Consider the following 23991-nt stretch of genomic DNA (forward strand, 5'->3'; position numbering starts at 1 on the left):
CGGCCGCACGTCGGTCGGGTCCTCCTGAGGCTGGGGTCATTCGTCCCGTTGCATGGTCGCCCACAAGCCGGCGGCATGGAGACGCTGCACGTCGTGCTCCATCTTGTCACGCGAGCCACTCGAGACGACCGCCTTACCCTCGTTGTGTACCTCGAGCATCAATTCCGTGGCCTTGGCCTTGCTGTACCCGAACAGCTTCTGGAATATGAACGTCACGTAGTGCATGAGGTTGACCGGATCGTCCCAGACGACGGTGACCCACGGCCGGTCGACGGATTCGGTCTCCTGGACCTGCTCGGCCTCGGCCGGGACGGCCTGCCCCGCCATTGCGCGGACGTCGAAACGAACTGTCGTGGAACCCGGCACCATGCGGTCCAGGGTACGGCGTTCGCGCGCGCCGAAAAACCCGCCGCCGAGTCCTCGATCTACAGTGTTCGGGTGTCCGAAGCCACCGCCGCTGCGATTCACGGCAGCACCGCACTGTTCACCGACAAGTACGAATTGACGATGCTCGAGGCCTCGCTGGCCGACGGGTCCGGCGATCGTCCGTGCGTGTTCGAGGTGTTCGCCCGGCGCTTGCCCAACGGTCGCCGATACGGCGTCGTCGCCGGCACGGGCCGTCTGCTCGACGCGCTCGCCACGTTCTCGTTCGGGGACGACGAACTGGCGTCCGTGTCGGAGTTTCTTGCGCCCGGCACCGTCGAGTGGCTGCGCGATTTCCGCTTCTCCGGCGACATCGACGGATACCGCGAAGGCGATTTCTACTTCCCCGGCTCCCCGATCCTGTCGGTGAGCGGGACGTTCGCCGAGTGTGTGCTGCTCGAAACACTCGCGTTGTCGATCTTCAATCACGACAGCGCCGTGGCGTCCGCAGCGGCCCGCATGGTCAGCGTCGCCGACGGGCGCACCCTGATCGAGATGGGGTCTCGACGCACCCACGAGGAGGCTGCGGTAGCCGCGACGCGCGCCGCCTACCTGGCCGGGTTCGATTCGACGTCCAACCTCGAGGCCGCCCGCCGGTTCGGGATCCCCGCCGCGGGCACTGCGGCGCACGCGTTCACGTTGCTCCACACGACGTCCGCCGGCCGCGACGAGGCGTCGGCCTTCCGCAGCCAGGTGGAGACCCTCGGGGTGGACACCACGCTGCTGGTCGACACGTACGACATCACCGCCGGTGTGAACACTGCCATCGAGGTCGCGGGGACCGGCCTCGGTGCGGTGCGTATCGACTCCGGTGACCTCGGCGTGCTGGCCCGCCAGGTCCGCGCTCAGCTCGACGGCCTGGGCGCGACCGGTACCCAGATCGTGATGTCGGGAGATCTGGACGAGTACGGGATCGCGGGCCTGCGCGCCGAGCCCGTGGATGCGTACGGGGTCGGAACCTCCGTGGTGACCGGCTCGGGAGCGCCGACGGCCGGGATGGTCTACAAGCTCGTGGAGGTGGCGGGGATCCCCGTCGAGAAGCGCAGCGCGGCGAAGGAGTCGCGCGGCGGCGCGAAGAAGGCGGTCCGGTACGCGCGGCGCAGCGGGACCCTCGTCGAGGAGGTCGTCTACCCGGCGCACCTGGACCGGGTACCCGACGGCGACGGATCCGTGGTCCAGGACCTGACGATTCCGCTGGTGCGCGGCGGCCGGCCGGTCGGTGATCTGCCGACACTCGAGGAGAGCCGCCGGTTCCTCGCCCAGGGCATGGTGAGCCTGCCGTGGGAGGGCATGACGCTGTCGGCGGGAGATCCGGCGATCCCGACCCGCTTCGTCCGGGCGGGGTGACGCGGCCGCGAAGCCGCGCGGGTAGGCACCGGAACGTGACGGTGCCTCCCGCTACCCTTGACGGGTGCCCGATCTTCCCGAAGTGCCCGAGCTGTTACGAACCGCGGTACACGCGCTGGGCGGCAAGGAACGACGGAATCAGCTGACCATGGCGTCGGCGGTGGCGCACAGCATCGACACCGGTGAGCACCTCGCCGTGCAGGCCGGCACCGGCACCGGCAAGTCCCTCGCATATCTCGTTCCGAGCATCCGATACGCGGTCCGCACGGGCCGCACGGTCGTCGTCTCCACCGCCACCATCGCATTGCAGCGGCAGCTCGTCGAACGTGACCTGCCGCGACTGGCGAAGGCCCTCACCGAGTCGCTCGGCCGCCGTCCTCGCTTCGCGATCCTCAAGGGCCGCGGCAACTATCTGTGCCTCAACAAGATCAATACCGGTCTGGCGGAAGAACCCCCGGACACCGGTCTGTTCGACGCCTTCACGCTGTCGCGGATCGGACGCGAGGTGCGCCGGGTCACCGAGTGGTCCTCGGATACGGAGACCGGCGACCGCGACGACCTGACCCCCGGCGTGTCCGATCAGGCCTGGCGTCAGGTCAGCGTCACGGCGCGCGAGTGCCTCGGCAAATCGCGGTGCCCGGTGGGCGACGATTGCTTCGCGGAGATCGCCCGAGCCGAAGCGGCGCAGGTCGACGTCGTCGTCACCAACCACGCGCTCCTCGCGATCGACGCGATCACCGGAATCCAGATCCTCCCCGAACACGACGTGGTGGTTGTCGACGAGGCCCACGAACTCGTGGACCGGGTCACCGGGGTCGCCACCGCCGAACTGTCGGGCAGCACGGTGTCCGCCGCTGCGCGGCGCTGCCTCAAACTGGCCGGCGACGAGGAGGTCGACCGCCTCGAGGGCGCCGCTGAGAACTGGGACTCGTTGCTCGACGAGCTTCCTCCCGGCCGGTGGGACGCCGTGCCCGACGGCGCCGGTGCCGCATTGGCAGCAGTCCGCGACGCCGCATGGGCGGTGCATACCTCGATCGGCTCGCCCAAACCGGGCATGGATCCCGAAGCCGCCGCAGCCCGCAACCAGGCACTCGCCGAGATCGACGACGTCCACGATTGCGCGGTGCGCATCCTCACGGCATTCGACGAGCCCGATCCGTCGCAGCGCAAGGACGTGGTGTGGCTCGCGGCCGACGAGTTCCGCGGTGTTGCCCGCCGCACGGTCCGGATGGCGCCGCTGTCGGTGGGCGGCTTGCTGCGCTCCAAGCTCTTCGGCGAGTCCACCGTCGTCCTCACGTCCGCGACCTTGACCGTCGGTGGGTCGTTCGACGGCCTCGCCATCGATTGGGGTCTTCCGCCGCAGGCTGCCGTCCGCAGCGACACCACGTCGGCGTCCGGGGCGGAACCGCCGTCCGACACCGGCGCCCTGAAGTGGAACGGGATCGATGTCGGATCCCCGTTCGACCACGAAAAGTCCGGCATCCTCTACGTCGCGAAGAAACTACCGCCGCCGGGCCGCGAGGGCATGCCTCCGAGCCACCTCGACGAGATCACCGAACTCGTCACCGCGGCCGGCGGGCGCACCCTCGGCCTGTTTTCGTCGATGCGAGCGGCGAAGGCGGCCGCCGAGGCACTGCGTGAACGCGTCGACACCCCGATACTGTGCCAGGGCGACGACGCGACCGGCGCGCTCGTCGAGAAGTTCGCCGCCGACGAGCCGACCAGCCTGTTCGGCACCCTGTCCCTGTGGCAGGGCGTCGACGTTCCCGGGCCGTCGCTGTCGCTCGTGATCATCGACCGCATTCCGTTTCCCCGTCCGGACGATCCGTTGCTCGTCGCGCGGCAGCGGGCGGTCGAAGCCCGCGGCGGTAACGGCTTCATGGCGGTCGCCGCCACCCACGCGGCGCTGCTCCTCGCGCAGGGGGTTGGCCGCCTGCTGCGCAGTACCGACGACCGCGGCGTCATCGCCGTACTCGATTCGCGGCTCGCCACCGCGCGCTACGGCGGTTACCTGCGCGCGTCACTTCCGCCGTTCTGGGAGACGACGGATCCTGAGGTCGTGCGCAAGGCATTGACCCGGCTGCGCAGCTGACAGCCCGGGTGGACCCACCTCCACGACGGAGTGCGGATCCACCCGGTCCGGTCTCAGGGCAGCACGACCATCCCGAACTCGGCCGGCGAGGCGAGCAGATCGTGGTGCGGCAACACTCGCACGGTGTAACCGACGGGCCCGGCCAACGGCAGCCTGACGTCGGCCTCGAACACGTCGCCGAGCGATCCGCTGCCGGTGTGGGACATCGGGACGGACACGATATCGCTGAGTGTGTCGTCCGACCCGACCCGGCCGATCACGGCCTGAACTTCGACGTCCCCGGACGTGAGTTCACCGAGATCGACGTGAGCGGTCACCGCGAGCCGTGAACCGATCTCGGGAACCTCGGGCAGTCCCTCCGTGTCGACGTGTGCGACCCGCACTCCGGGCCACGCTGCTTCGAGGCGCTCCCGGTACTCGGCGACAGCCTTCGCACCGGCGAAGTTGTCGGCCGCGACGGTCCGCGCCGACTCCGCTGCCGGAATGTAGTAGTCGACGGCGTAGTCGCGCACCATGCGGGACGCGAGCACCTTGGGTCCCAGGTTTTCGAGGGTGTGCCGCACCATCTCGATCCACCGGCCGGGCACCCCGTCGATGTCGCGATCGTAGAAGCGCGGCAGGACCGAACGCTCGAGCAGTTCGTACAGCGCACCCGCCTCGAGGTCGTCGCGGCGCTCATCGTCGACCCCGTCCGCGGTCGGAATCGCCCAGCCGTTCTCACCGTCGTACATCTCGTCCCACCATCCGTCGCGGATGGACAGGTTGAGGCCGCCGTTGAGTGCCGACTTCATCCCCGAGGTGCCACAGGCCTCGAGCGGTCGCAGCGGGTTGTTGAGCCAGACGTCGCAGCCCCAGTAGAGGTAGCGCGCCATCGATATGTCGTAATCGGGCAGGAACACCACGCGGTGACGGACGCCGTACTCGTCGGCGAATCGCACGACCTGCTGAATGAGCGCCTTGCCGCCGTCGTCGGCGGGGTGACTCTTGCCGGCGACGACCAGTTGCAGTGGCCGCTCGGGGTCGAGCAGCAGCGCGCGCAACCGTTCCGGGTCGCGCAGCATCAAGGTCAGGCGCTTGTAGGTGGGCACGCGTCGCGCGAAACCGATGGTGAGCACGTCGGGGTCGAAGACGGAATCGACCCAGCCCAGTTCGGCGTCGGTCGCGCCGCGTTCGATCCACGAGTTCCGCAGGCGACGCCGCACTTCGCGGACGAGCATCCCGCGCAAGTCGTTGCGCATGTCCCACAGTTCCTTGGCGTCGACCGTCTGGAGCAGTTCCCAGCCGCGCGATTCCTCGACGAGATCCGGTCCTGCCAGCCGGTCGGCCAGTGCCAGCCATTCGCGTGCCGCCCAGGTGGGCGCGTGGACGCCGTTGGTGACCGACCCGATCGGGACCTCGGTGGCGTCGAAACCGGGCCACAACTCTTCGAACATGTGCCGGCTGACTTCACCGTGCAGTTTCGATACGCCGTTGCAGCGCTGCCCGAGCCGCAGCCCGAGGTGAGCCATGTTGAAGACGTCGGGGTTCGACTCGCGGCCGAGAGCGAGAATGCGGTCGACGGTCAGGCCGGGAAGGAGCGCCGACTCGTTTTCGCCGTTACGCCCCGAGAAGTAATGGCGCACAAGCTCGATCGGGAATCTGTCGATGCCGGCGGGCACGGGGGTGTGGGTGGTGAAGACCGTTCCGGCGCGGACCGCGGCAAGCGCTTCGTCGAAATCGAGGCCGCTGCCGGTGACGAGTTCCCGGATGCGCTCGGCACCGAGGAATCCCGCGTGCCCCTCGTTCATGTGGAACACGTCCGGGTCGGGCAGGCCGTGGATGCGGGTGTACGCGCGGACGGCGCGGACCCCACCGATCCCGGCCAGGATTTCCTGTTTGATGCGGTGGTCCTGGTCGCCTCCGTAGAGCCGGTCGGTGACGCCGCGGAGTTGTTCGTCGTTGCTCGCGATATCCGAGTCGAGCAGCAGCAGCGGCACCCGGCCGATCTGGGCGATCCACACCCGCGCGTCGAGCGTGCGGCCGCCCGGGATCTCCACCTGGACGAGCGCCGTGGTGCCGTCGGCTTCGGTGAGCAGCTTGATCGGCAGTCCCTGCGGGTCGTAGGCAGGGTAATGCTCGACCTGCCAGCCGTCGGCGCTGAGCGACTGCCGGAAATAGCCGGAGCGGTAGAGCAATCCGACGCCGATCAGCGGCAAACCGAGGTCGGAGGCCGCTTTGAGGTGGTCACCGGCGAGGATGCCGAGTCCGCCGGAGTAGTTCGGCAGAACTTCGGAGACACCGAACTCCATCGAGAAGTAGGCGATTCCCTCGGGCACGGCGGTCCCGCGCTCCTGCTGTTGCTGATACCACCGGGGCCGGGCCAGATAGTGGTCGAGGTCTGCCGCGGCGGCGTCGAGCCGGGAGAGGAACTCCTCGTTCTCGGCGAGCGCGTCGAGGCGCTCCGGCGGGACCTCGCCGAGCAGTCGGACGGGGTCGCTTCCGCATCGCTCCCACAGTTCGGGATCGACGGCGGCGAAGAGATCCTGGGTCTCCGGGTGCCACGACCACCGCAGGTTGGAGGTCAGAGTCCCCAGCGCGGCGAGGCGCTCGGGAAGGTGGGCTCGTACGGTGAACCGACGCAAGGCTTTCACTCTGGGAAGCCTACTCATGTCCGCCGGTGTGCGGTGCCTCCGGTGCCGGAACCGACAAGCCGCAGAGCACATTCCCGTCCACAACCGAACAGGCCCGACAATTCCGGCCGTTCCCGCCGCCTGTGCCCATGGTGTACGCCCTTTCGGTGTGGCTCCGCAGACCGGTCGAACCTCACCCCGGAGACGTTAGGGAACAGCGTGTTGCCCAGGAGTCACGCGCGGTGAACCGTGGTAACCGATACGGTTCGTCACATCGGTTACCGGGTATCCCCGAGGTCACCACCACATGATCGGCCCCGTGCCGCCGCCTCCATTACGGTTGACACGAACTACGGCCGCAGTACGCCCCGGCCCGGGTACGTCCCGGTCCCGTACGGAACGGAGCAAGCGTGACAGGTCGCCTCGGCATCGACGACGTCCAGCCATCGATCGACGGTGGTCGGTATCCCACCAAGGCAGTCGTCGGCGAGGTGGTACCGGTCGCTGCGGTCGTCTGGCGCGAAGGCCACGACGCCATCGCCGCGACGCTCGCCGTGCGCGGGCCCGCCACGGCACCCGGGACACCGGCCAAGCTCACCCGCATTCCGATGGTGCCGGGCTCCGAACCCGACACCTTCCACGCGGTGTTCGCGCCCACAACCCCGGGCATCTGGACCTACCGCATCGAGGCCTGGAGCGACCCGGTGTCCACATGGCGTCACGCTGTCGACGCGAAGATAACCGCGGGACAGGGCCCGGAGGACCTCGCCAACGATCTCGAGAGCGGCGCACGGATTTTCGAGAAGGCTGCGCGCGGCGTACTGCGCGGAAACCGGCCCGCCCTGCTCGCCGTCGCCGCGGCTCTGCGCTCCGAGCGGCCGCTGGCGGAGCGGGTCGCACCGGCCTTCTCCGCCGACGTCACCGAGATCGTCCGCGCTCAGCCCCTCCGCGAACTCATCACGCGGGGAAAAGCTTTCACCATCGTGGTCGACCGGAAGCGGGCCCTGTTCGGATCATGGTACGAGTTCTTCCCCCGGTCGACGGGAGGCTGGAACGAGGACGGCACGCCCCGGCACGGCACCTTCGAGACCGCGGCCGAGGATCTGCCGCGCATCGCGGCGATGGAGTTCGATGTCGTCTACCTGCCACCGATCCACCCGATCGGCAGGGTCAATCGGAAGGGCCCCAACAACACCCTCGTCGCGGGGCCCGACGACGTGGGTTCACCGTGGGCGATCGGAGCGGAGGAAGGTGGCCACGACGCGATCCATCCGGAACTCGGCGACGAGGACAGTTTCCGGAAGTTCGTGCTGCGGGCCGAGGAACTCGGACTCGAGGTCGCGCTCGATCTCGCTTTGCAGTGCGCGCCCGATCATCCCTGGGCCCGTGACCATCCGGAGTGGTTCACCGTGCTGCCGGACGGGACCATCGCGTACGCCGAGAACCCGCCCAAGAAGTACCAGGACATCTATCCGGTGAACTTCGACAACGATCGCGAGGGGATCTACGCCGAAGTGCTCCGGGTGGTCCGGCACTGGATCTCTCTGGGGGTCAAGATCTTCCGGGTCGACAACCCGCACACCAAGCCGCCGGACTTCTGGGAATGGCTCATCGCCGAGGTCAAGAAAACCGATCAGGACGTGCTGTTCCTGGCGGAAGCGTTCACTCGGCCCGCGCGGATGTACGGCCTGGCACGACGCGGATTCACGCAGTCGTACACGTATTTCACCTGGCGCGTGGCCAAGTGGGAACTCACCGAATTCGGACGTGAGATCGCTGCCAAGGCCGACGAGGCCCGGCCCAACCTGTTCGTCAACACGCCCGACATCCTGCACGAGACGCTGCAGCACGGCGGGCCCGGAATGTTCGCGTTGCGAGCCGCGCTCGCCGCGACCCTGTCCCCCACCTGGGGCGTCTACTCCGGATACGAGCTCTACGAACACCTCGCCGTTCGTCCCGGCAGCGAGGAGTACCTCGACTCGGAGAAGTACCAGTTGCGTCCACGCCGTTTCGACGAGGCACGACGCCGCGGCGAATCGCTCGAGCCGTGGCTGACCACCCTGAACCGCATCCGGCGCGCACACCCCGCCTTACAGCAGTTGCGCAACATCACCTTCCACCACATCGACAACGACGCTCTGATCGCCTACTCGAAGCACGATCCGGTGACCGGCGATGCGGTGCTCGTCGTGGTCAATCTCAACCCGTACGGCGCCGAGGAAGGCACCGTCTGGCTGGACATGCCGTCCATCGGCCACGAGTGGCAGGACCAGCTCCCCGTTTACGACGAGGTGAGCGGGGAACAGTACATCTGGGGACAAGCCAACTATGTGCGGCTCGAACCGTGGAAATCGGTCGCGCACATCATGGTGCTGCCCCCGATCGGGATTCCGGCCCGATCGACTCTCGCCTACAGGAGAATCACGTGACAGTGCCCCCACCGACTTCCTCCGAGGAACCACCGCGGCGGCGGCACAGTCCGCGCCCGGAAGACCTCGCGCGACTGGCCGCCGGTGAGCACCACGACCCCCACTCCGTCCTCGGCGCACACCCGCATCCGGAGGGCACGGTCGTGCGCACGTTGCGTCCGGGCGCGGAGAAGGTTGCCGCGCGGATCGGCGGTATCGATTACCCGCTCGAGCCGGTGGGCCACGACGTCTTCAGCGCACTGGTCCCGCAATTCGACTTGGCCGACTACCGCCTCGTCGTGACGTACCCGTTCGACCACACCGTCGTCGTCGCCGACGGATACCGGTTCCTGCCGACGCTCGGCGAACTCGACCGTCACCTGTTCAACGAGGGACGGCACGAGCGGCTGTGGGAGATCCTCGGCGCGCACCCGCAGCACTACGACACCCCGGACGGCCCCGTCGCAGGGACGTCCTTCGCCGTGTGGGCTCCGAACGCACGCGGCGTGACCGTCGTCGGCGACTTCGACGGCTGGGGCGGACGAACCGCACCGATGCGGGTGCTCGGTTCCAGCGGAGTGTGGGAGGTCTTCATCCCCGGAGTCGGACCGGGCGACCTGTACAAGTACCGGGTCCACGGTCACGACGGTTCGGTGCTCGACAAGGCCGATCCGATGGCGTTCGCTGCCGAGGTGCCGCCGGCGACCGCCTCCCGTGTCACCGAGAGCAGCCACACCTGGCGCGACGACGACTGGATCGCCGCCCGCGCGACCTCCGAACCCGTGCGCGAGGCGATGGCCGTGTACGAGGTACATCTCGGGTCCTGGCGCCCCGGCCTGACCTACCTCGAAATGGCGGACCAGCTTGCCGAGTACGTCCTCGAGACGGGTTTCACGCACGTGGAACTGCTTCCCGTCGCCGAGCACCCGTTCGGCGGGTCCTGGGGCTATCAGGTCACGTCCTACTACGCCCCGACCTCGCGTTTCGGCACACCCGACGATTTCCGCGAGTTCGTCGACCGGCTTCACGCCGCAGGTATCGGCGTCATCATGGACTGGGTTCCGGCCCACTTCCCCAAGGATCAATGGGCACTCGCGCGATTCGACGGAACGGCGCTGTACGAGCACGCCGATCCGCAGCGCGGTGAGCAACTGGACTGGGGTACCTACGTCTTCGACTACGGACGAGCCGAAGTCCGGAACTTCCTGGTCGCGAACGCGCTGTACTGGATCGAGGAGTTCCACATCGACGGGCTGCGTGTCGATGCGGTCGCCTCCATGCTCTATCTCGACTACTCGCGGCCCGCGGGCGGCTGGACCCCCAACATCTACGGCGGTCGCGAGAACCTCGAGGCGGTCGGATTCCTCCAGGAACTGAACGCGACGATCCACAAGCAGCATGCCGGGGTCGTGACGGTGGCCGAGGAGTCCACGTCGTGGCCCGGTGTCACCCGCCCGACGAACGTCGGCGGACTCGGGTTCACCATGAAATGGAACATGGGCTGGATGCACGACACGCTCGGTTACCTGTCGCGCGACCCCGTGCACCGCACCTTCCACCACCACGAAATCACGTTCTCGCTGATGTACGCGTGGAGCGAGAACTTCGTGCTGCCCATCAGCCACGACGAGGTCGTGCACGGCAAGGGCACACTGTGGACCCGGATGCCGGGCGACGACGACACCCGCGCCGCGGGTCTCCGGTCACTGCTCGCCTACATGTGGGCACACCCGGGCAAGCAATTGCTGTTCATGGGTCAGGAGTTCGGTCAGGTCGCCGAGTGGTCGGAGGAACGCGGACTGGACTGGTGGCAGCTCGACCAGCCACTCCACAGCGGCATCCAGCGGCTCGTCGGCGACCTCAACCGGACCTATCGTGCGCACCCCGCGCTGTACACGCTCGACAGTTCACCCGAGGGTTACTCGTGGATCGACGCGAACGACGCGCACAACAACGTGCTGAGCTTTCTGCGGTTCGGCAGTGACGGCTCGGTCGTCGCGTGCCTGCACAACTTCTCCGGCAGCACTCACGCGGACTATCGTGTCGGTTTACCCGAACCCGGCACGTGGGAAGAAATTCTCAACACGGACGCGACCGCTTATCAGGGTCACGGCACCGGAAACCTCGGTGCGGTGGAGGCCACGGAGCATTCGTGGCACGGACGTCCCGCGTCGGCTCGGGTCACGTTGCCCGCGCACGGTGCCATCTGGTTGTCGCTGCGGGGGTAAACCCGCATTCGACGACAGGAGCACCACAACGTGAGACGGACACGCCGGTTCGAGCGGGTGGCGGTGCCGGTGATCGCGATGGTTCTGCTGGCAGGGTGTGCGCAACAGATCGACGGCACGCCCGTGTCGGTCTACGACAACCCCTTCACGGTCGCCGGCCTGCCCGTCACGAGCGGGTACAGCGGGCCCCGTGACGGGGTTCCCGACGCCGGGGTCGTCATCGAGAACACCGACGGTGGTCCCATCGACACTCTCGCGGGCAACGCGATCGGCGATATCGAGGACTACTGGCGTGGAGAGTTCGGAACGATCGCGAAGGGTTCGTTCGAGCCGGTGTCCACCATCATGTCGTGGGATCCCTCCCAACGGCGCGGCCCCCGGTTCTGCGGGGAACCGACGTTCGACTTCGTCAATGCGGCGTATTGCAGGCTCGGCGACGTCATCGGATGGGACCGCTCCTATCTGATGCCCCAGTTGATCGAGGACTTCGGCCCGATGGCGGCCGTCATGGTCCTCGCGCACGAGTACGGTCACGCGATCCAGTACACGGCGGGCCTGATCGCCGACGACGACCCCGGCATCGTGTTCGAACAGCAGGCCGATTGTTTCGCCGGTGCGTTCATGCGACACGTCGCCGAGGGGCGTGCGGCGCATTTCGAACTCGACACCTCGGACGGCCTCAACAAGGTGCTCGCGTCGATGGTGCTGTTCCGCGACACCGATCCCAACGATCCGGATTCCATCCACGGTTCGGCGTTCGAGCGGGTCACCGCCGTCCAGATCGGCTTCACCGACGGCGCCGCGGCGTGCGCGGAGATCGACGCCGCGGAGGTGGAGACCCGCCGCGCGGACCTGCCGCAATACTTCGACGGCAGCGACGACGGCGAGCTTCCGGTCACCGCGGACTCCGTCGACCTCATCTTCCGGTCGTTCGAGCGCGTATTCGAGCTGGCAGACCCGCCGGCACTGGATCTTTCGGGAGCCGAACTCGCGTGTGCGGACGCCGCGTTCACCTCCCCGGTGTCGTACTGCCCTGCCACGAACACGATCGGGGTGGACCTCGCCGCGCTCACCGAGCGCAGCACACCGGAGGACTCCTCCGGCAACGAATTCAGCGCCGATGTCCGCGGCGACTACAACGCGTACGTGCTGATCGCGTCGCGGTATGCGCTGGCTGTCCAGCACGCGAACGGTCAATCGCTGACCGAGCCTCGCACGGCGCTCCGCGCGGCATGTCTGTCGGGCGTGATCAGCGCCGCGCTGAGCCCGATGAGCCCGCTCGCGGCCGAGGTGGGGCCCGACGCGAACATGGTGTGGCTCTCCCCCGGTGACCTCGACGAGGCGGTGTCCGGTCTGCTCACCGACGGCCTGGCCGCGAGCGACGTCAACGGCAACACGGTCCCCAGTGGTTTCTCACGGGTCGACGCGTTCCGCACCGGCGTGCTCGGCGGTGAAGCAGCGTGTAACGGCCGCTACCGGTAGGCAGCGGCCGTTACACACGTGTGGTCGGTCGTGGAGTTCTAGTAGAGCGCCATGGCGAGCTTGCGCCGAGCCGAGACCACGAAGTCCTCTGCCGGGTCGAACAACTCGAACAGTTCGAGCAGCCGGGTACGCGCCGCGGTACGTTCGTCACCCGCGCTGCGACGGACGAATTCGATCAGGCGTGCAAACGCCGCTTCGGGGTCCTGAGCGAACAATTCGGCGTCTGCCGCCGCCAGTTGAGCGTCGAGATCGGCCGGGGCCGCGTCTGCGCGCTCGACGGCGTCGGCGGGGAGTTGCTGCGCACGGCCGAGGAACCGGACCTGCCGCAGTGCGGCCTGCGCGTCCGTGTTGTTCGGCTCCGAGTTGAGGATCAGCCGGTAGGCGGCCTCGGCGCCCTCGAAATCGCCCTGCTCGAGAGCCTGCTCCGCAGCCTCGAAACGCGGGTCGACGGGCTGTTCGGCCGGTTCACCGTCGGCGCTCGGGGGTCCCGACAATTTGCCGGCGACGGCCTCGCGGATCGCGTCGAGCCACTGCCGGAGCGCGGCTTCGGGCTGGACGCCCTGGAAGTCGGCAAGAGGCTGCCCGGCTGCTATCGCGACGACGGTGGGCACCGACTGCACACCGAACGCCTGGGCGATCCGCGGGTTGGCGTCCACATCGACCTTCGCGAGCACCCATTCGCCGCCGGCTTCTGCGGCAAGCTTCTCGAGGGAGGGGGTCAGCTGCTTGCAGGGCTCGCACCACGTCGCCCAGAGGTCGACGATCACGGGCACCTGCATCGAGCGCTCGAGAACCTCGGCCTCGAACGTCGCTTCGGTGACGTCGATGATCGACGGGATTGCGCCGGAGGCACCGGCACTCGGCGGAGGTGGCGGTGGGGCGGTGGCCCTCGCCTTGAGCGGCGCGAGATCCACCGCGCCGGACATTGCTGCGGCTGCGGCAGCGGAACGTGCTGGACGGGAACCGGGTCGAGTCACGCTCTCCAGTTTGTCATGCCCGGGCGGTGGTGTGCCGGGCGGTCAGGCAGCCGTGTCGACTTTTTCGGCGCTTTCGGGCGCGGAGAGTTCGGCGAGCCGGCCGGTGCGCACAGCCCAGCGCTCGAAGACGATGGTGCCGAACGGCGGGACACTCGAGACGAGCGCCAGGAAGGTGGTCTTCAGGTCCCACTTCAGCGCCCACGCGGTGAGAAGCGCGATGAGAACGAACGGAATGAAACCGGCCACGCCGTGCACCATGCCCGGGATGGCGATCGCTTCTTCGTACCCGAGCACCCACTTGAAGAACATGGCGATCAAGAGCGCGAGCCACGTCACAGCTTCCCAGATCGCCACGAGGCGGAACCGCTTCGCGGGGGTGGACAGGTCGAAGATGTTCGTCATGGCGCCCATTGTGCCGGAGGACTACGACGACCCGTAGTGGGGGTGAGAGACATCACGGCCCCGGCGGAGTGCGCCGGGGCCGTGATCGTGCTCAGTGCGCGTCAGGCCTTCGGCACGCGAACGATGAGCGCATCGCCCTGGCCGCCGCCGCCGCACAGCGCAGCCGCGCCGATGCCACCGCCGCGACGCTTCAACTCCAGCGCGAGGTGCAGGGCGATGCGGGCACCGGACATGCCGAGGGGGTGCCCGAGCGCGATGGCGCCACCGTTGACGTTGACCTTGTCGGCGTCGATGCCGAGTTCACGGGCCGAGACGATGCCCACCGCCGCGAAAGCCTCGTTGATCTCGATCAGATCGAGGTCCTGAGGATCGACACCCTCGCGCTCGCACGCCTTGGCGATCGCACGGGCCGGCTGCGACTGCAACGTCGAGTCCGGTCCGGCGACCACACCGTGGGCGCCGATCTCCGCGATCCAGCTCAGGCCGAGTGCCTCGGCCTTGTCCTTGCTCATCACCACGACCGCAGCGGCACCGTCGGAGATCTGCGAGGCCGAACCGGCCGTCACGGTGCCGTCCTTGGAGAACGCCGGACGCAACCTGCCGAGGGACTCGGTGGTGGTGTCGGCGCGAATTCCCTCATCGGCGGCGAACATGATGGGGTCGCCCTTGCGCTGTGGAATGGCGACGGGCACGACCTCCTCGTCGAACAGGCCGTCCTTCCAGGCGCGCGCCGCGTTCTGGTGCGACGCCGCGGCGAAGGCATCCTGCTCCTCGCGCGAGACGAAACGTTCTCCGCTGTTGGCGGACTCGGTGAGGTTGCCCATCGCCTGGTCGGTGAAGATGTCGTGCAGCCCGTCGTACGCCATGTGGTCGCGCAGCGTCACATCGCCGTACTTGAATCCGGCACGGCTCTTCTCGAGCATGTGCGGCGCCTGGCTCATCGACTCCTGCCCACCGGCGACGACGACGTCGAACTCGCCGGCACGGATCATCTGATCGGCCATGGCGATCGCGTTGATGCCCGACAGGCACACCTTGTTGATGGTCAGCGCGGGCACGTCCATGGGAATGCCGGCGGCCACTGCGGCCTGCCGCGCGGGGATCTGACCGGCACCCGCGGTGAGAACCTGCCCCATGATCACGTACTCGACCTGTTCGGGCGCAACGCCGGCCTTCTCGAGGGCGCCTTTGATCGCGACGCCGCCGAGGTCGGAGCCGGAGAGGTCCTTGAGTGAACCCTGCAGGCGCCCCATGGGCGTACGGGCTCCGGCGACGATGACAGAACTGCTCACGGAAACGACCTCCGACGATCGGGGAAATGTGGGGCGCCCAACCGGGCCTGAAACATCACTCCCGATATGAACGCATTCAACGTTAACGCTACCGTCTAGAACATGACCGAGATCTCTCCCACCTCCACGCCGGCCGCTGCGCTTCTCGCGACCGGGCTCGTCACCGCGATCGATCACGTCGGTATCGCGGTGCCCGACCTCGATGCCGCTCTCACGTGGTACGCCGAGAACCTCGGCCTCGTGTCCACACACGAAGAGGTCAACGAGGAACAGGGTGTCCGGGAAGCGATGCTGTCCGTGCCGGGCAGTCCGGAGGGCGCGACCCAGATCCAGCTGCTCGCTCCGCTGAACGAGAATTCGACGATCGCCAAGTTCCTGGACCGCAGCGGTCCGGGATTGCAGCAGCTCGCATACCGCGTGTCCGATCTCGACGCGGTCGCCGCCGCATTGCGAGCCAACGGCGTCCGGCTGCTGTACGACGCCCCGCGTCGCGGCACCGCCGACTCCCGCATCAACTTCCTCCACCCGAAGGATGCGGGCGGCGTTCTCGTCGAATTGGTCGAGCCGGCCGCTCACGCCGCGCACTGAGCCACGCGGACGGATCACGAGTCTGCGTTCCCGCCCGCGTTTCGGCGGGAGCGCAGCGTGTCCTCCGGCCTCAGCAGGTAGATTGTCGCCATGGTCTTCGATCGTGATCGCACCCCCAGCCACCTGCCGTTCTCGATCGTGCGAAAAGGCTTCGACCGCGACGAGGTAACCAACTACTTCGCGCGGTTCGAGGCCGAGTTACGCGTGACCGCGACCGACCGCGACGCCGCGTCCGCGCAGGCCCGCGATCTCGCGCGCCAGCTCGAGAATGCGCGCAACGAGATCGACGAGCTCCGCCGCGATGTGGACCGGCTGTCGGTGCCCCCCACCACCGCCGAGGGTATGAGTGACCGCATCTCCCGGATGCTGCGCCTCGCCTCGGACGAAGCATCCGAGTTGCGGGCGCGCGCCGAGGCCGACTCCGCGGAAATGATTTCGCTCGCCGAGCAGGAGGGCATCAGACTCCGCGGCGACTACGAACAGAAGCTCGCAGAGCTCGAAGAACGGCGCCGCGCATTCGAGGACGAGCACAAGCGGACGATGGCTGCCGCGCGCAAGGAAGCCGACCGCATCGTCGCGGCTGCGCGCGCCGAGGCCGACCGCCACGCCGCCGAGGCCGAAAGCAAGCGCGAGCAGGTTCAGCAGGACTTCGAGATCACGATGGCCGAACGTCGCAGCAAGCTTCTCGGCGAACTCGACAACCTCGAGCGCACGAGCAAGGCCGAAGCCGAACGACGTATCGATGTGGCGACGCAGGAAGCCGCCCGTCGACTCGCGACTGCCACCGAACAATCCGAGCGCAAGGTCGCCAACGCCCGCGACCTCACGGAGGAAATGCGGATGCTGCGCGGACGCATCCTCGGCCAGCTCGATGCGGTGCGCGAACAGCTCGACGACGTGCCGACCATGCTCGCCGCGATCAACCGCGAAGGCGAGTTGCTCGACCGGGAGATCTCGCTCGATACCCCCCGTCCGGGCGGTGGCAGCACTTCGGCCGGTGGGAACACGGCCGGTGGCGGCGCTCCCCGCGATCGCAACACGGAGGGCGGCACTCCCGCGGCGAAGCCGAAGGCGACCGCGGATACCGAGGGACGGGTCGCCCCGCCTGCGCGAGCGGACCGGGACGACGCGGCAGCCGGTGAGACCGGACGCACCACGGACAGCGGCAAGAACGCCGGCACCGGGAAATCCGACGCCGCCGAGAAGACCGACACCGAGAAGACCGACACCCCGAAACCCGCCGACGGCGTCCGCGGTTCCGGAACGCAGCCTCGGAACACCACGGGCTCCGGACCGAATATCCAGGGACGTTCCCCCGCGGTCGCCAGCAAGGTCAGAAACTGACGCGTCGCGCGACTACCCTGCTCCCTGGCGGCGGCCTACCATCTCGCTGATCCAGACCGGGGCGTACGGCGACGTGCAGCCCGGTGACGTCGGGTAGTCCTCGAGAACTCTCAACCGCTCCCCGATCTCGAGCGCGCGTTGCCTGTGGTGAGCGTGCTCGATCCCGATCTGGGCGAGGCAGGTGTTCATCGACCATTGCAGTGTGTCGGGAGCATCTTTCATCTCTGTCTCGACGATGTCGAGGAGTCCGTCCAGGTCCAGCCGGGCCGGATCCGTGGCCACCAGTCCGGCGGTCAGATCCCAGCCGGCACTCGCGACCGCCGGGTCCGGGTCACGGAACCAGCGCGCGCGCAGTTCCTCTGCGTGCGGGCTCTTCTTCACGACGTAGCTCACCAGCCAGACCCGCACCTTGGGAGCACGCGCGTCACGCATCATCGCGTCCAGTTCGTCACGCTCGAACGACCTGGGCCGGCAGATCAGGAGCGCGAGCAGCCTCGCCGCTGTGTCCCGGGTGTCCCAGAGCCCCCGCGCGAGCTCGTGCTGGGTCTTCAAGCGCTTCGCGAGCGCCCGTAGCCTGCTGAGATTCACGCCGTGGTCGTCGTCGTGTTTCTCGTTGACCGCACGTGCCTTCGGGTCCTCGAGTGCAGCAAGTTCGGCCATCACATCCGCCACTGTCGTCTCGGTCATCCGTGCCTCCAGTGCTCACGTCCCGCCATCGGCAGCGCCACGACGACAGACTACGACGGGGAGGGTGGACACCACCCGCTCTTGCCGGCAGGGAGCACTGTCGCTAGGACCACCGACGCGTGGGCCGCCGCGTTCCGCGTCCCTTCCAGCACCCGTTGTGCCAGTGCCGTCTGTCGTCGGCGCCGCCCGGAGTGTCGACGGGCCATGCCACCACGTGTGGTGTGCCGGGCGCGATCTCGTGGTCGCATCCCGGGCACCGGTACGGCTTGGTGGCGCGGCTTCCCGGCACTGTCCGCACCGTGTACCTCTCGTCGTCAGCTCCTGCCGGACCGTTCTCGGTGCGGCTGGTGGCGTAACCGAAGGAGGCGCTCTCCGATTCGGCGTGTCCGCGTCTGCGCGACGACGTAGGGGGACGATTGCGGCGGGGCACCGTCAGAACAATCTGAACTCGGTGCTCTCGGTGCCACGCAGAGCCTCGTAATCGAGGACGAGGCAGCGGATCCCGCGATCCGTCGCCAGGGTCTTCGCCTGCGGCTTGATCTGCTGGGCAGCGAACACTCCGGTGACCGGGGCGAGGAGCGGGTCGCGGTTGAGAAGTTCGAGATAGCGCGTGAGCTGTTCGACGCCGTCGATCTCACCGCGACGCTTGATCTCCACGGCCACCGTGGCGCCGTCGGCGTCCCGGCACAGCAGATCGACGGGACCGATCGCTGTCGGGTACTCGCGCCGGACGAGCGTGAATCCCTGGCCGAGCGTCTCCACGTGTTCCGCGAGAAGTTCCTGCAGGTGCGCTTCCACGCCGTCCTTGATGAGACCGGGGTCCACCCCGAGTTCGTGACTCGAGTCGTGCTCGATCTCCTCGAGCGTGATCCGCAGTTCCTCGCCGGCTTTGTTGGTCACCACCCAGAGCGCCTGCGCCTCGTCGGCCGGTTCCTCGACGAGCCAGCACGGCGGGCTCATCCAGTTGAGAGGTTTGTAGGCGCGGTCGTCGGCGTGGATACTCACCGACCCGTCGGCCTTGACGAGCAGGAGTCGGCGCGCCGTGGGCAGGTGCGCCGTCAGGCGTCCGATGTAGTCCACACGGCAACGGGCAATCACTAGACGCACGGACCTACCCTAGTGGATCTGCTCGACTACTCTCGAACGACCATGCCAGCACGCAGCAACCGCACCGCACCGCTCGGATCCGCGATCCTCGGTGAACCCGCCGAACCCGTCCGGCGGCAGCGCATCCGCATCCAGTTGTTGCTCACCCTGTCGCTGATCGGGACGCACCTTGTGGGGGCGGCGATCGTGGCCGCGCTCATCAACGTGGTGATCCCCGGCCCATCGGTCCTCACCTCCGAATTCCTCGTGATCACCGCGATCCTTGCGCCTGTGTACGTGGGGGTCGCGATCGTCCTGGGGTCGGTCCTGTTCACCCGCGGGGCACTCCGCCGGTTGCGGTGGGCGCTGGAGAACCGGCCACCCACCGCCGACGAGCAGCGCATCGCTCTCACGATGCCGTGGCGGATCACCCTTCAGCAGGGTGCACTGTGGTTCGTCGGGTTCGTCTTCTTCACCACGTGCTTCGGCATCGTCGACGCCGAGACGATTCCCAAGGTGGCCCTGACCATCACGCTCGCCGGGGTTACCGTGTGCGGTTTCGCATACATGTTCACGGAGTTCGCACTCCGCCCTATTTCCGCGAGAGCCCTCGAAGCGGGCACACCCCCTCGCCGGAAGTTCGCCGGCACCACCGGGCGGGTGATGCTCGCGTGGGCACTCGGCAGCGCCGTACCCGTCGTCGGGCTGATCTTCGTCGCGGTGTTCACCTTCGTCCGCCCGGTCACCACGACCCGCCTCGCGATCACGATCCTCGTCCTGGGAACGGTGGCGCTGTTCACGGGCTCACTCCTGATGTACCTGACCGTACGATCCACGATCGCTCCGATCGAGTCCGTGCGTTTCGGGATGCGCCGGATCGAAGAGGGACGATTCGACGAAGCGGTCGTCGTCTACGACGGCACCGAACTCGGCCAGTTGCAGGCCGGCTTCAACCGGATGGCCGAGGGCCTGCGTGAACGGGAACGTATGCGGGAGGTGTTCGGTAAACATGTCGGACGTGACGTCGCAGCGGCAGCGCTGAACCGGGCAGAGACCCTCGGGGGTGAGGAACGGGACGTCGCGGTGCTGTTCATCGACATCATCGGGTCCACCGGGATCGCGGCGAGCCGACCCCCCTCCGAGGTCGTGGAACTGCTGAACCGATTCTTCGCCGTCGTCGTCGACGAGGTCCATTCCGCCGGAGGTTTCGTCAACAAGTTCGAGGGTGACGCCGCGCTTGCGATCTTCGGTGCCCCGGTTGCCGTCGACGATGCCCCCGGGCGGGCACTGGCTGCCGCCCGGAAGATGGCGCAGCGTCTCGAGGCCGAGGTACCCGAATGCCGTGCGGGCATCGGCATCACCGCCGGGATTGCGGTGGCCGGCAACATCGGTGCCGAGGAGCGGTTCGAGTACACGGTGATCGGAGACCCGGTCAACGAGGCGGCACGCCTCTCCGAACTCGCGAAAACCGTGCCCGGACACGTCGTCGCGTCACGCCGTGCGCTCGACGCCACGTCCGGCGCGGAACGCTCCCGGTGGACGCTGGGCGAAGAAGTGGTGCTCCGAGGCCGGGCCGAAGCTACCCACCTGGCCGTTCCGTCCTACTGACGATCCCGCGCGTGCTCATTCTCCCGCGATGATCGCGTCGAGGAATCTCCGTGTTCGCTCGTGTGCGGGATCGGTGAAGATGCGCTCGGGCGAGCCTTCCTCGACGATGCGACCCTGATCGAACATCAGCACGCGATTGGATACGTCTCGCGCGAAGTGCATCTCGTGCGTGACGATGAGCATCGTGATGTCGGTCGTGTCGGCGATGGTGCGCAGCACGTCGAGCACATCCGCAACGAGTTCGGGGTCGAGCGCCGAGGTCACCTCGTCGAGAAGCAGGATGTCGGGGTCCATTGCGAGCGCCCGGGCGATCGCCACACGCTGCTGCTGCCCACCGGACAGCTGCGTCGGATGCGCACTCTCCTTATCCGACAGTCCGACCGTCGCGAGCAGTTCCCGCGCGCGCTCCTGCGCTTCGGACTTCTTGCGCCCGAGCACGTGGATGGGCGCCTCCGTGAGGTTCTCCATCACGTTCATGTTCGGAAACAGGTTGAACTGCTGGAACACCATGCCGATGCTGCGACGCATCGATCGAAGGTGCCGCTCCGACGCAGGAACCAGACGGTCCCCTTTTCGTTCGTGGCTGAGCGGTTCACCTTTGACCCGGATGACCCCGCCGTCCACCTTCTCCAACGTCATGAGCAGACGCAGGATGGTGGTTTTGCCGGAGCCGCTGGGGCCGATCAGCGTCACCCTGTCCCCTGCCGCCACCGTGAAGTCGAGATGATCGAGAACGACGTTGTCGCCGAATTTCTTGACGACCGAGTCGAATTCGATCATCGGCACAGTGGACCTGTCGCCCGTGAGGGAGTGTTCCTCGAGGGCCGGATCAGTAGGCAAGTCGACGCTCCAATCTGCGGATGAGCACCGACGTGGGATAGCTCGCGGCGAGGAAGATCAGCCCCGCCATCGTCAGTGGCTCGAGATATTGAAAGTTTCTTGCCCCGAATTGCTGCGCGGCCGTCACCATCTCCACCACGGAAATGGTGAAGAGGTACGGGGTGTCCTTGAACATCGAGACCGCATAATTGCCGAGAGCCGGAACGACCCGGCGAATCGCCTGCGGCAGGATCACCGCCCGCCAGGTTCGGGCGGGTGGCAACGACAGCGCGCGTGCCGCTTCCCACTGCCCCACCGGGACAGCTTCGATACCCGCCCGGTAGACCTCGGCCATATACGTCGCGTAGTGGATACCGAGTACCGCGATACCGATTTGCAGTGCCGAGAATTGCGGGAGCAGGTAGTAGACGAACAGCAACTGCACGACGAGCGGTGTCAGCCGGATGAACTCGACTATCGCCGAGAGCAGTTTTGCGAGCACCTTGGGGAGCGAGCGCCGCATGATCGCCACGGCCAGACCCAGCACAGCAGCGAGAGCGAAACCCAGCACCGTCGCCAGCAGCGTGATGCGGAAGCCCTCGAGCAACACGGGCAGCGCCTCTCCGGCGCGTTGCCAACTCCATTCGACGGTCACGACTTCACCACCCCCGCGGGTTCGTCCAGAGCCGGCGCGACCCCGAAGATCTCACGCATACTCGGACCGGTGCCGAGGCGACTCTTCGCGCGTACCTCGAGCGCGTTCATCACCAGCGTGAGGATGTACCCGACCACGAAGTAGAGGACGAGGCCGATTCCGAACGCGAACAACGTGTCGCCGGTGTTCTGCCGCAACTGTTCGATCTCGAACGTGAGATCCTGCAGCAGAATGTAACTCGCAAGCGCAGTGCCTTTGAGCAACTGGATGAGGAGATTGGTCAGAGGAGGAATCATCTCCGCCCAGGCCTGAGGAAAGATCACTCGGCGCAGCCGTTGCCAGTACCCGAAGTTCAAGGCGGTCGCCGCCTCCCATTGGGGTCGTGGAACCGACGCGATGGCGCCGCGGACGACCTCCGCACCGTAGGCGCCGTAGTTCAGCGACAAAGCCAGGATGCCGCACACAATCGGTTCGAGGCGGTACCCGAACAGAGGCAGCACATAGAAGAACCAGAACAACTGGACCAGCAGTGAGGTGCCTCTGAAGAATTCGATGAACACACGCGCACTGCCGCGCAGCGCGAGATTCTTCGCGCCGCCGGCAAGGCCCAGCGCAAGCGCCAGCAGGAACGCGAAGAACGCGCTACCGATGGTCAGTTCGAGCGTGACGATGATCCCGTCGAACAGGCGCGGGATTGCATCTCGAAACTGCTCGAAGTTGGACTCCGAAGCCATTGTCCGCAGCCCGCGCTCAGGCGGTGCCCTCGCACAGTGTCTCCGTGGTCAGGTTCTGATCCGGCATCTCCTCCGCGGTGAAGCCGTAATCCCCGACGATCGAGAGGTAGGTGGCCTCGTCCGACGTGATCTTGGCCAGTTCGGCGTTGTAGGCATCGCGGAGTTCGGTGTCTTCCGTGCGGAACACGGTGCCACCCGCTCCCACCTGGGGAACGCCGTCGATTTCGGCGACGAACGACTCGGTGACCTCGACGGGAGCGTTCTCGTTGTTCTGCTTCATCCAGTTCAGGGAGATACCGGTCAGTGCGAAGACATCGGCGCGTCCGTTGATGACCGCGTCCATGCCGTCCTGCGGTGAGGACACCTGCATCGCGTCGATACCGAGCGACGACGCGTAGTCCGACTCGATCGCACCGGTCAACACAGCCATCCGGACATCCTTGTCCGCGATGGTCTGCATGTCACTGAGCTGCTGAGGGTTGCCCTGAGGAACCATCAGAGCGGTCGTGTAGTTGAACTCCGGTTCACTGAACAAAGCCTGTTCGCACCGCTGGGGAAGGATCGACATGCCGGCGCTGACGACGTCGAAGCGTCCAGCCTGCAGACCCGGAATGAGGGCACCGAAGTCGGTAGCCACGCCCTCCACGTTGTCGATGCCGAGGTTCGAGAAGATCTCCCTGTGCAGCGCGACCGTTGCGCCGGTCAGTTCGCCGTCCTGCATGAAGCTGTAGGGCGCCTCGCCGGCGAAGCCGACCGTGACGGTGCCGGAGTCCTGGAGTCGCTGGAGAGTCGACCCCTCGCCCGAGTTGTCGACGCTTGTGCATCCCGTCATGGACGCGCCGACAAGTCCGAATCCCGCAAGAGTGGCCGCGGCCTTCACAATTCCGGCCGAGCCGAACCTGTTCTTCATGGTCTGATCCCTCTCGTCGCCCTAGAACGACCCGGGAGGATGCGCACCGCCGTGCAGCACGATCCAAGCGGATCTTGCACCAGCGGACGTTACCCACATCACGTGGCAAAGCGGGACCCAGAACCACGTCGTTACCATCTCGTAACCTGCCGGTTCCGCGCAAACGAAAAAAGGGACCCACACCCGCGGGTCCCCTCCTCCATACAAAACACTGGAGGCCCCCAACACAGTTGGGGGCCTCCAGCAAACGGGTGTTCGGCGGTGTCCTACTCTCCCACACCCTGTCGAGTGCAGTACCAT

At 67.2% G+C, this 23991-nt stretch carries 20 protein-coding genes; 8 read left to right on the forward strand and 12 right to left on the reverse strand.

Features of this window, described 5'->3' with window-relative positions:
- Positions 1-36 precede the first annotated feature (36 nt).
- Positions 37-369: an ATP-dependent Clp protease adapter ClpS gene (gene clpS / locus ACFWBU_RS13550; protein ID WP_169620420.1), complete on the reverse strand. Its 333-nt coding sequence runs from the start codon at positions 367-369 to the stop codon at positions 37-39.
- Between the two features lie 69 nt (positions 370-438).
- On the opposite strand from clpS, the gene ACFWBU_RS13555 reads away from it, so the two are divergent.
- Together ACFWBU_RS13555 and ACFWBU_RS13560 are read left to right on the forward strand one after the other, a co-directional pair.
- Positions 439-1770 carry a nicotinate phosphoribosyltransferase gene (locus tag ACFWBU_RS13555; RefSeq protein ID WP_378528484.1) on the forward strand — a complete coding sequence of 444 codons (1332 nt, stop codon included), beginning with the start codon at positions 439-441 and terminating at the stop codon, positions 1768-1770.
- Between the two features lie 64 nt (positions 1771-1834).
- Positions 1835-3862: an ATP-dependent DNA helicase gene (locus ACFWBU_RS13560; RefSeq protein ID WP_378528485.1), complete on the forward strand. Its 2028-nt coding sequence runs from the start codon at positions 1835-1837 to the stop codon at positions 3860-3862.
- A gap of 53 nt (positions 3863-3915) precedes the next feature.
- Here the strand turns inward: ACFWBU_RS13560 and glgP are convergent, their stop codons facing one another.
- Positions 3916-6492, reverse strand: a complete 2577-nt coding sequence (glgP, locus tag ACFWBU_RS13565; protein ID WP_296549315.1) for an alpha-glucan family phosphorylase — start codon at positions 6490-6492, stop codon at positions 3916-3918.
- A 389-nt stretch (positions 6493-6881) separates the two neighbouring features.
- Here glgP and ACFWBU_RS13570 point away from each other — a divergent pair, with 389 nt between their 5' ends.
- Genes ACFWBU_RS13570 through ACFWBU_RS13580 form a run of 3 tightly spaced genes read left to right on the forward strand, consistent with a single transcriptional unit; the run spans position 6882 to position 12589 of the window.
- Entirely contained in the window at positions 6882-8900 is a 2019-nt protein-coding gene (locus ACFWBU_RS13570; protein ID WP_378528486.1) for a maltotransferase domain-containing protein, read from the forward strand.
- Positions 8897-11107: a 1,4-alpha-glucan branching protein GlgB gene (glgB, locus tag ACFWBU_RS13575; RefSeq protein WP_169620415.1), complete on the forward strand. Its 2211-nt coding sequence runs from the start codon at positions 8897-8899 to the stop codon at positions 11105-11107. Before ACFWBU_RS13570 ends, glgB begins: the two co-directional genes overlap by 4 nt.
- A gap of 30 nt (positions 11108-11137) precedes the next feature.
- A complete protein-coding gene (locus ACFWBU_RS13580) occupies positions 11138-12589 on the forward strand; it encodes a metallopeptidase (protein WP_378528487.1) in 1452 nt (483 codons plus the stop codon).
- Between the two features lie 38 nt (positions 12590-12627).
- Here the strand turns inward: ACFWBU_RS13580 and ACFWBU_RS13585 are convergent, their stop codons facing one another.
- The 3 genes from ACFWBU_RS13585 to ACFWBU_RS13595 form a co-directional block, all read right to left on the reverse strand.
- Entirely contained in the window at positions 12628-13515 is an 888-nt protein-coding gene (locus ACFWBU_RS13585; RefSeq protein WP_169620705.1) for a tetratricopeptide repeat protein, read from the reverse strand.
- A gap of 93 nt (positions 13516-13608) precedes the next feature.
- Positions 13609-13968: a DUF3817 domain-containing protein gene (locus ACFWBU_RS13590; protein WP_169620413.1), complete on the reverse strand. Its 360-nt coding sequence runs from the start codon at positions 13966-13968 to the stop codon at positions 13609-13611.
- Between the two features lie 101 nt (positions 13969-14069).
- Positions 14070-15260 carry an acetyl-CoA C-acetyltransferase gene (locus ACFWBU_RS13595; RefSeq protein WP_169653186.1) on the reverse strand — a complete coding sequence of 397 codons (1191 nt, stop codon included), beginning with the start codon at positions 15258-15260 and terminating at the stop codon, positions 14070-14072.
- Between the two features lie 102 nt (positions 15261-15362).
- Here ACFWBU_RS13595 and mce point away from each other — a divergent pair, with 102 nt between their 5' ends.
- On the forward strand, positions 15363-15848 hold the full coding sequence (gene mce, locus ACFWBU_RS13600; protein ID WP_378528490.1) for a methylmalonyl-CoA epimerase: 486 nt from the start codon (positions 15363-15365) through the stop codon (positions 15846-15848).
- 90 nt (positions 15849-15938) lie between these two features.
- The gene (locus ACFWBU_RS13605) at positions 15939-17192 is read left to right on the forward strand and encodes a hypothetical protein (protein WP_378528491.1); all 1254 of its coding nucleotides are present in this window, start codon (positions 15939-15941) and stop codon (positions 17190-17192) included.
- A 12-nt stretch (positions 17193-17204) separates the two neighbouring features.
- Here ACFWBU_RS13605 and ACFWBU_RS13610 read toward each other — a convergent pair whose 3' ends face one another.
- From ACFWBU_RS13610 to nucS, 3 genes are all read right to left on the reverse strand, one after another.
- Entirely contained in the window at positions 17205-17879 is a 675-nt protein-coding gene (locus ACFWBU_RS13610; protein WP_378528492.1) for a DNA alkylation repair protein, read from the reverse strand.
- Between the two features lie 103 nt (positions 17880-17982).
- Positions 17983-18309, reverse strand: a complete 327-nt coding sequence (locus tag ACFWBU_RS13615; protein ID WP_169620409.1) for an ATP/GTP-binding protein — start codon at positions 18307-18309, stop codon at positions 17983-17985.
- A gap of 2 nt (positions 18310-18311) precedes the next feature.
- Positions 18312-18986 carry an endonuclease NucS gene (gene nucS, locus ACFWBU_RS13620; RefSeq protein ID WP_296549320.1) on the reverse strand — a complete coding sequence of 225 codons (675 nt, stop codon included), beginning with the start codon at positions 18984-18986 and terminating at the stop codon, positions 18312-18314.
- A gap of 42 nt (positions 18987-19028) precedes the next feature.
- Here nucS and ACFWBU_RS13625 point away from each other — a divergent pair, with 42 nt between their 5' ends.
- Entirely contained in the window at positions 19029-20573 is a 1545-nt protein-coding gene (locus tag ACFWBU_RS13625; protein ID WP_169620407.1) for an adenylate/guanylate cyclase domain-containing protein, read from the forward strand.
- A 15-nt stretch (positions 20574-20588) separates the two neighbouring features.
- Here the strand turns inward: ACFWBU_RS13625 and ehuA are convergent, their stop codons facing one another.
- From ehuA to ehuB, 4 genes are read right to left on the reverse strand one after another with little or no spacing between them, the layout of a single operon-like run.
- Positions 20589-21353, reverse strand: a complete 765-nt coding sequence (gene ehuA / locus ACFWBU_RS13630) for an ectoine/hydroxyectoine ABC transporter ATP-binding protein EhuA (protein WP_169653184.1) — start codon at positions 21351-21353, stop codon at positions 20589-20591.
- A 49-nt stretch (positions 21354-21402) separates the two neighbouring features.
- On the reverse strand, positions 21403-22047 hold the full coding sequence (ehuD, locus tag ACFWBU_RS13635) for an ectoine/hydroxyectoine ABC transporter permease subunit EhuD (protein ID WP_169620405.1): 645 nt from the start codon (positions 22045-22047) through the stop codon (positions 21403-21405).
- Positions 22044-22781, reverse strand: a complete 738-nt coding sequence (ehuC, locus tag ACFWBU_RS13640) for an ectoine/hydroxyectoine ABC transporter permease subunit EhuC (protein ID WP_169620404.1) — start codon at positions 22779-22781, stop codon at positions 22044-22046. Before ehuC ends, ehuD begins: the two co-directional genes overlap by 4 nt.
- Before the next feature lie 16 nt (positions 22782-22797).
- Complete coding sequence (ehuB, locus tag ACFWBU_RS13645; protein ID WP_378528493.1) at positions 22798-23691, reverse strand: ectoine/hydroxyectoine ABC transporter substrate-binding protein EhuB; 894 nt, start codon at positions 23689-23691, stop codon at positions 22798-22800.
- Positions 23692-23991 lie beyond the last annotated feature (300 nt).

The organism is Rhodococcus sp. NPDC060084 (genome assembly GCF_042730335.1).
In the GTDB taxonomy this organism is placed as follows: Bacteria; Actinomycetota; Actinomycetes; order Mycobacteriales; family Mycobacteriaceae; genus Rhodococcus.

What these genes read in the sequence shown, in the direction of transcription:
- clpS (WP_169620420.1), bottom strand. Translation starts at nt 369, where the DNA reads ATGGTGCCGGGTTCCACGACAGTTCGTTTCGACGTCCGCGCAATGGCG.
- ACFWBU_RS13585 (WP_169620705.1), bottom strand. Translation starts at nt 13,515, where the DNA reads ATGTCCGGCGCGGTGGATCTCGCGCCGCTCAAGGCGAGGGCCACCGCC.
- ehuA (WP_169653184.1), bottom strand. Translation starts at nt 21,353, where the DNA reads ATGATCGAATTCGACTCGGTCGTCAAGAAATTCGGCGACAACGTCGTT.
- ACFWBU_RS13610 (WP_378528492.1), bottom strand. Translation starts at nt 17,879, where the DNA reads ATGACCGAGACGACAGTGGCGGATGTGATGGCCGAACTTGCTGCACTC.
- ehuB (WP_378528493.1), bottom strand. Translation starts at nt 23,691, where the DNA reads ATGAAGAACAGGTTCGGCTCGGCCGGAATTGTGAAGGCCGCGGCCACT.
- ACFWBU_RS13605 (WP_378528491.1), top strand. Translation starts at nt 15,939, where the DNA reads ATGGTCTTCGATCGTGATCGCACCCCCAGCCACCTGCCGTTCTCGATC.
- mce (WP_378528490.1), top strand. Translation starts at nt 15,363, where the DNA reads ATGACCGAGATCTCTCCCACCTCCACGCCGGCCGCTGCGCTTCTCGCG.
- ehuC (WP_169620404.1), bottom strand. Translation starts at nt 22,781, where the DNA reads ATGGCTTCGGAGTCCAACTTCGAGCAGTTTCGAGATGCAATCCCGCGC.
- ACFWBU_RS13625 (WP_169620407.1), top strand. Translation starts at nt 19,029, where the DNA reads ATGCCAGCACGCAGCAACCGCACCGCACCGCTCGGATCCGCGATCCTC.
- ACFWBU_RS13590 (WP_169620413.1), bottom strand. Translation starts at nt 13,968, where the DNA reads ATGACGAACATCTTCGACCTGTCCACCCCCGCGAAGCGGTTCCGCCTC.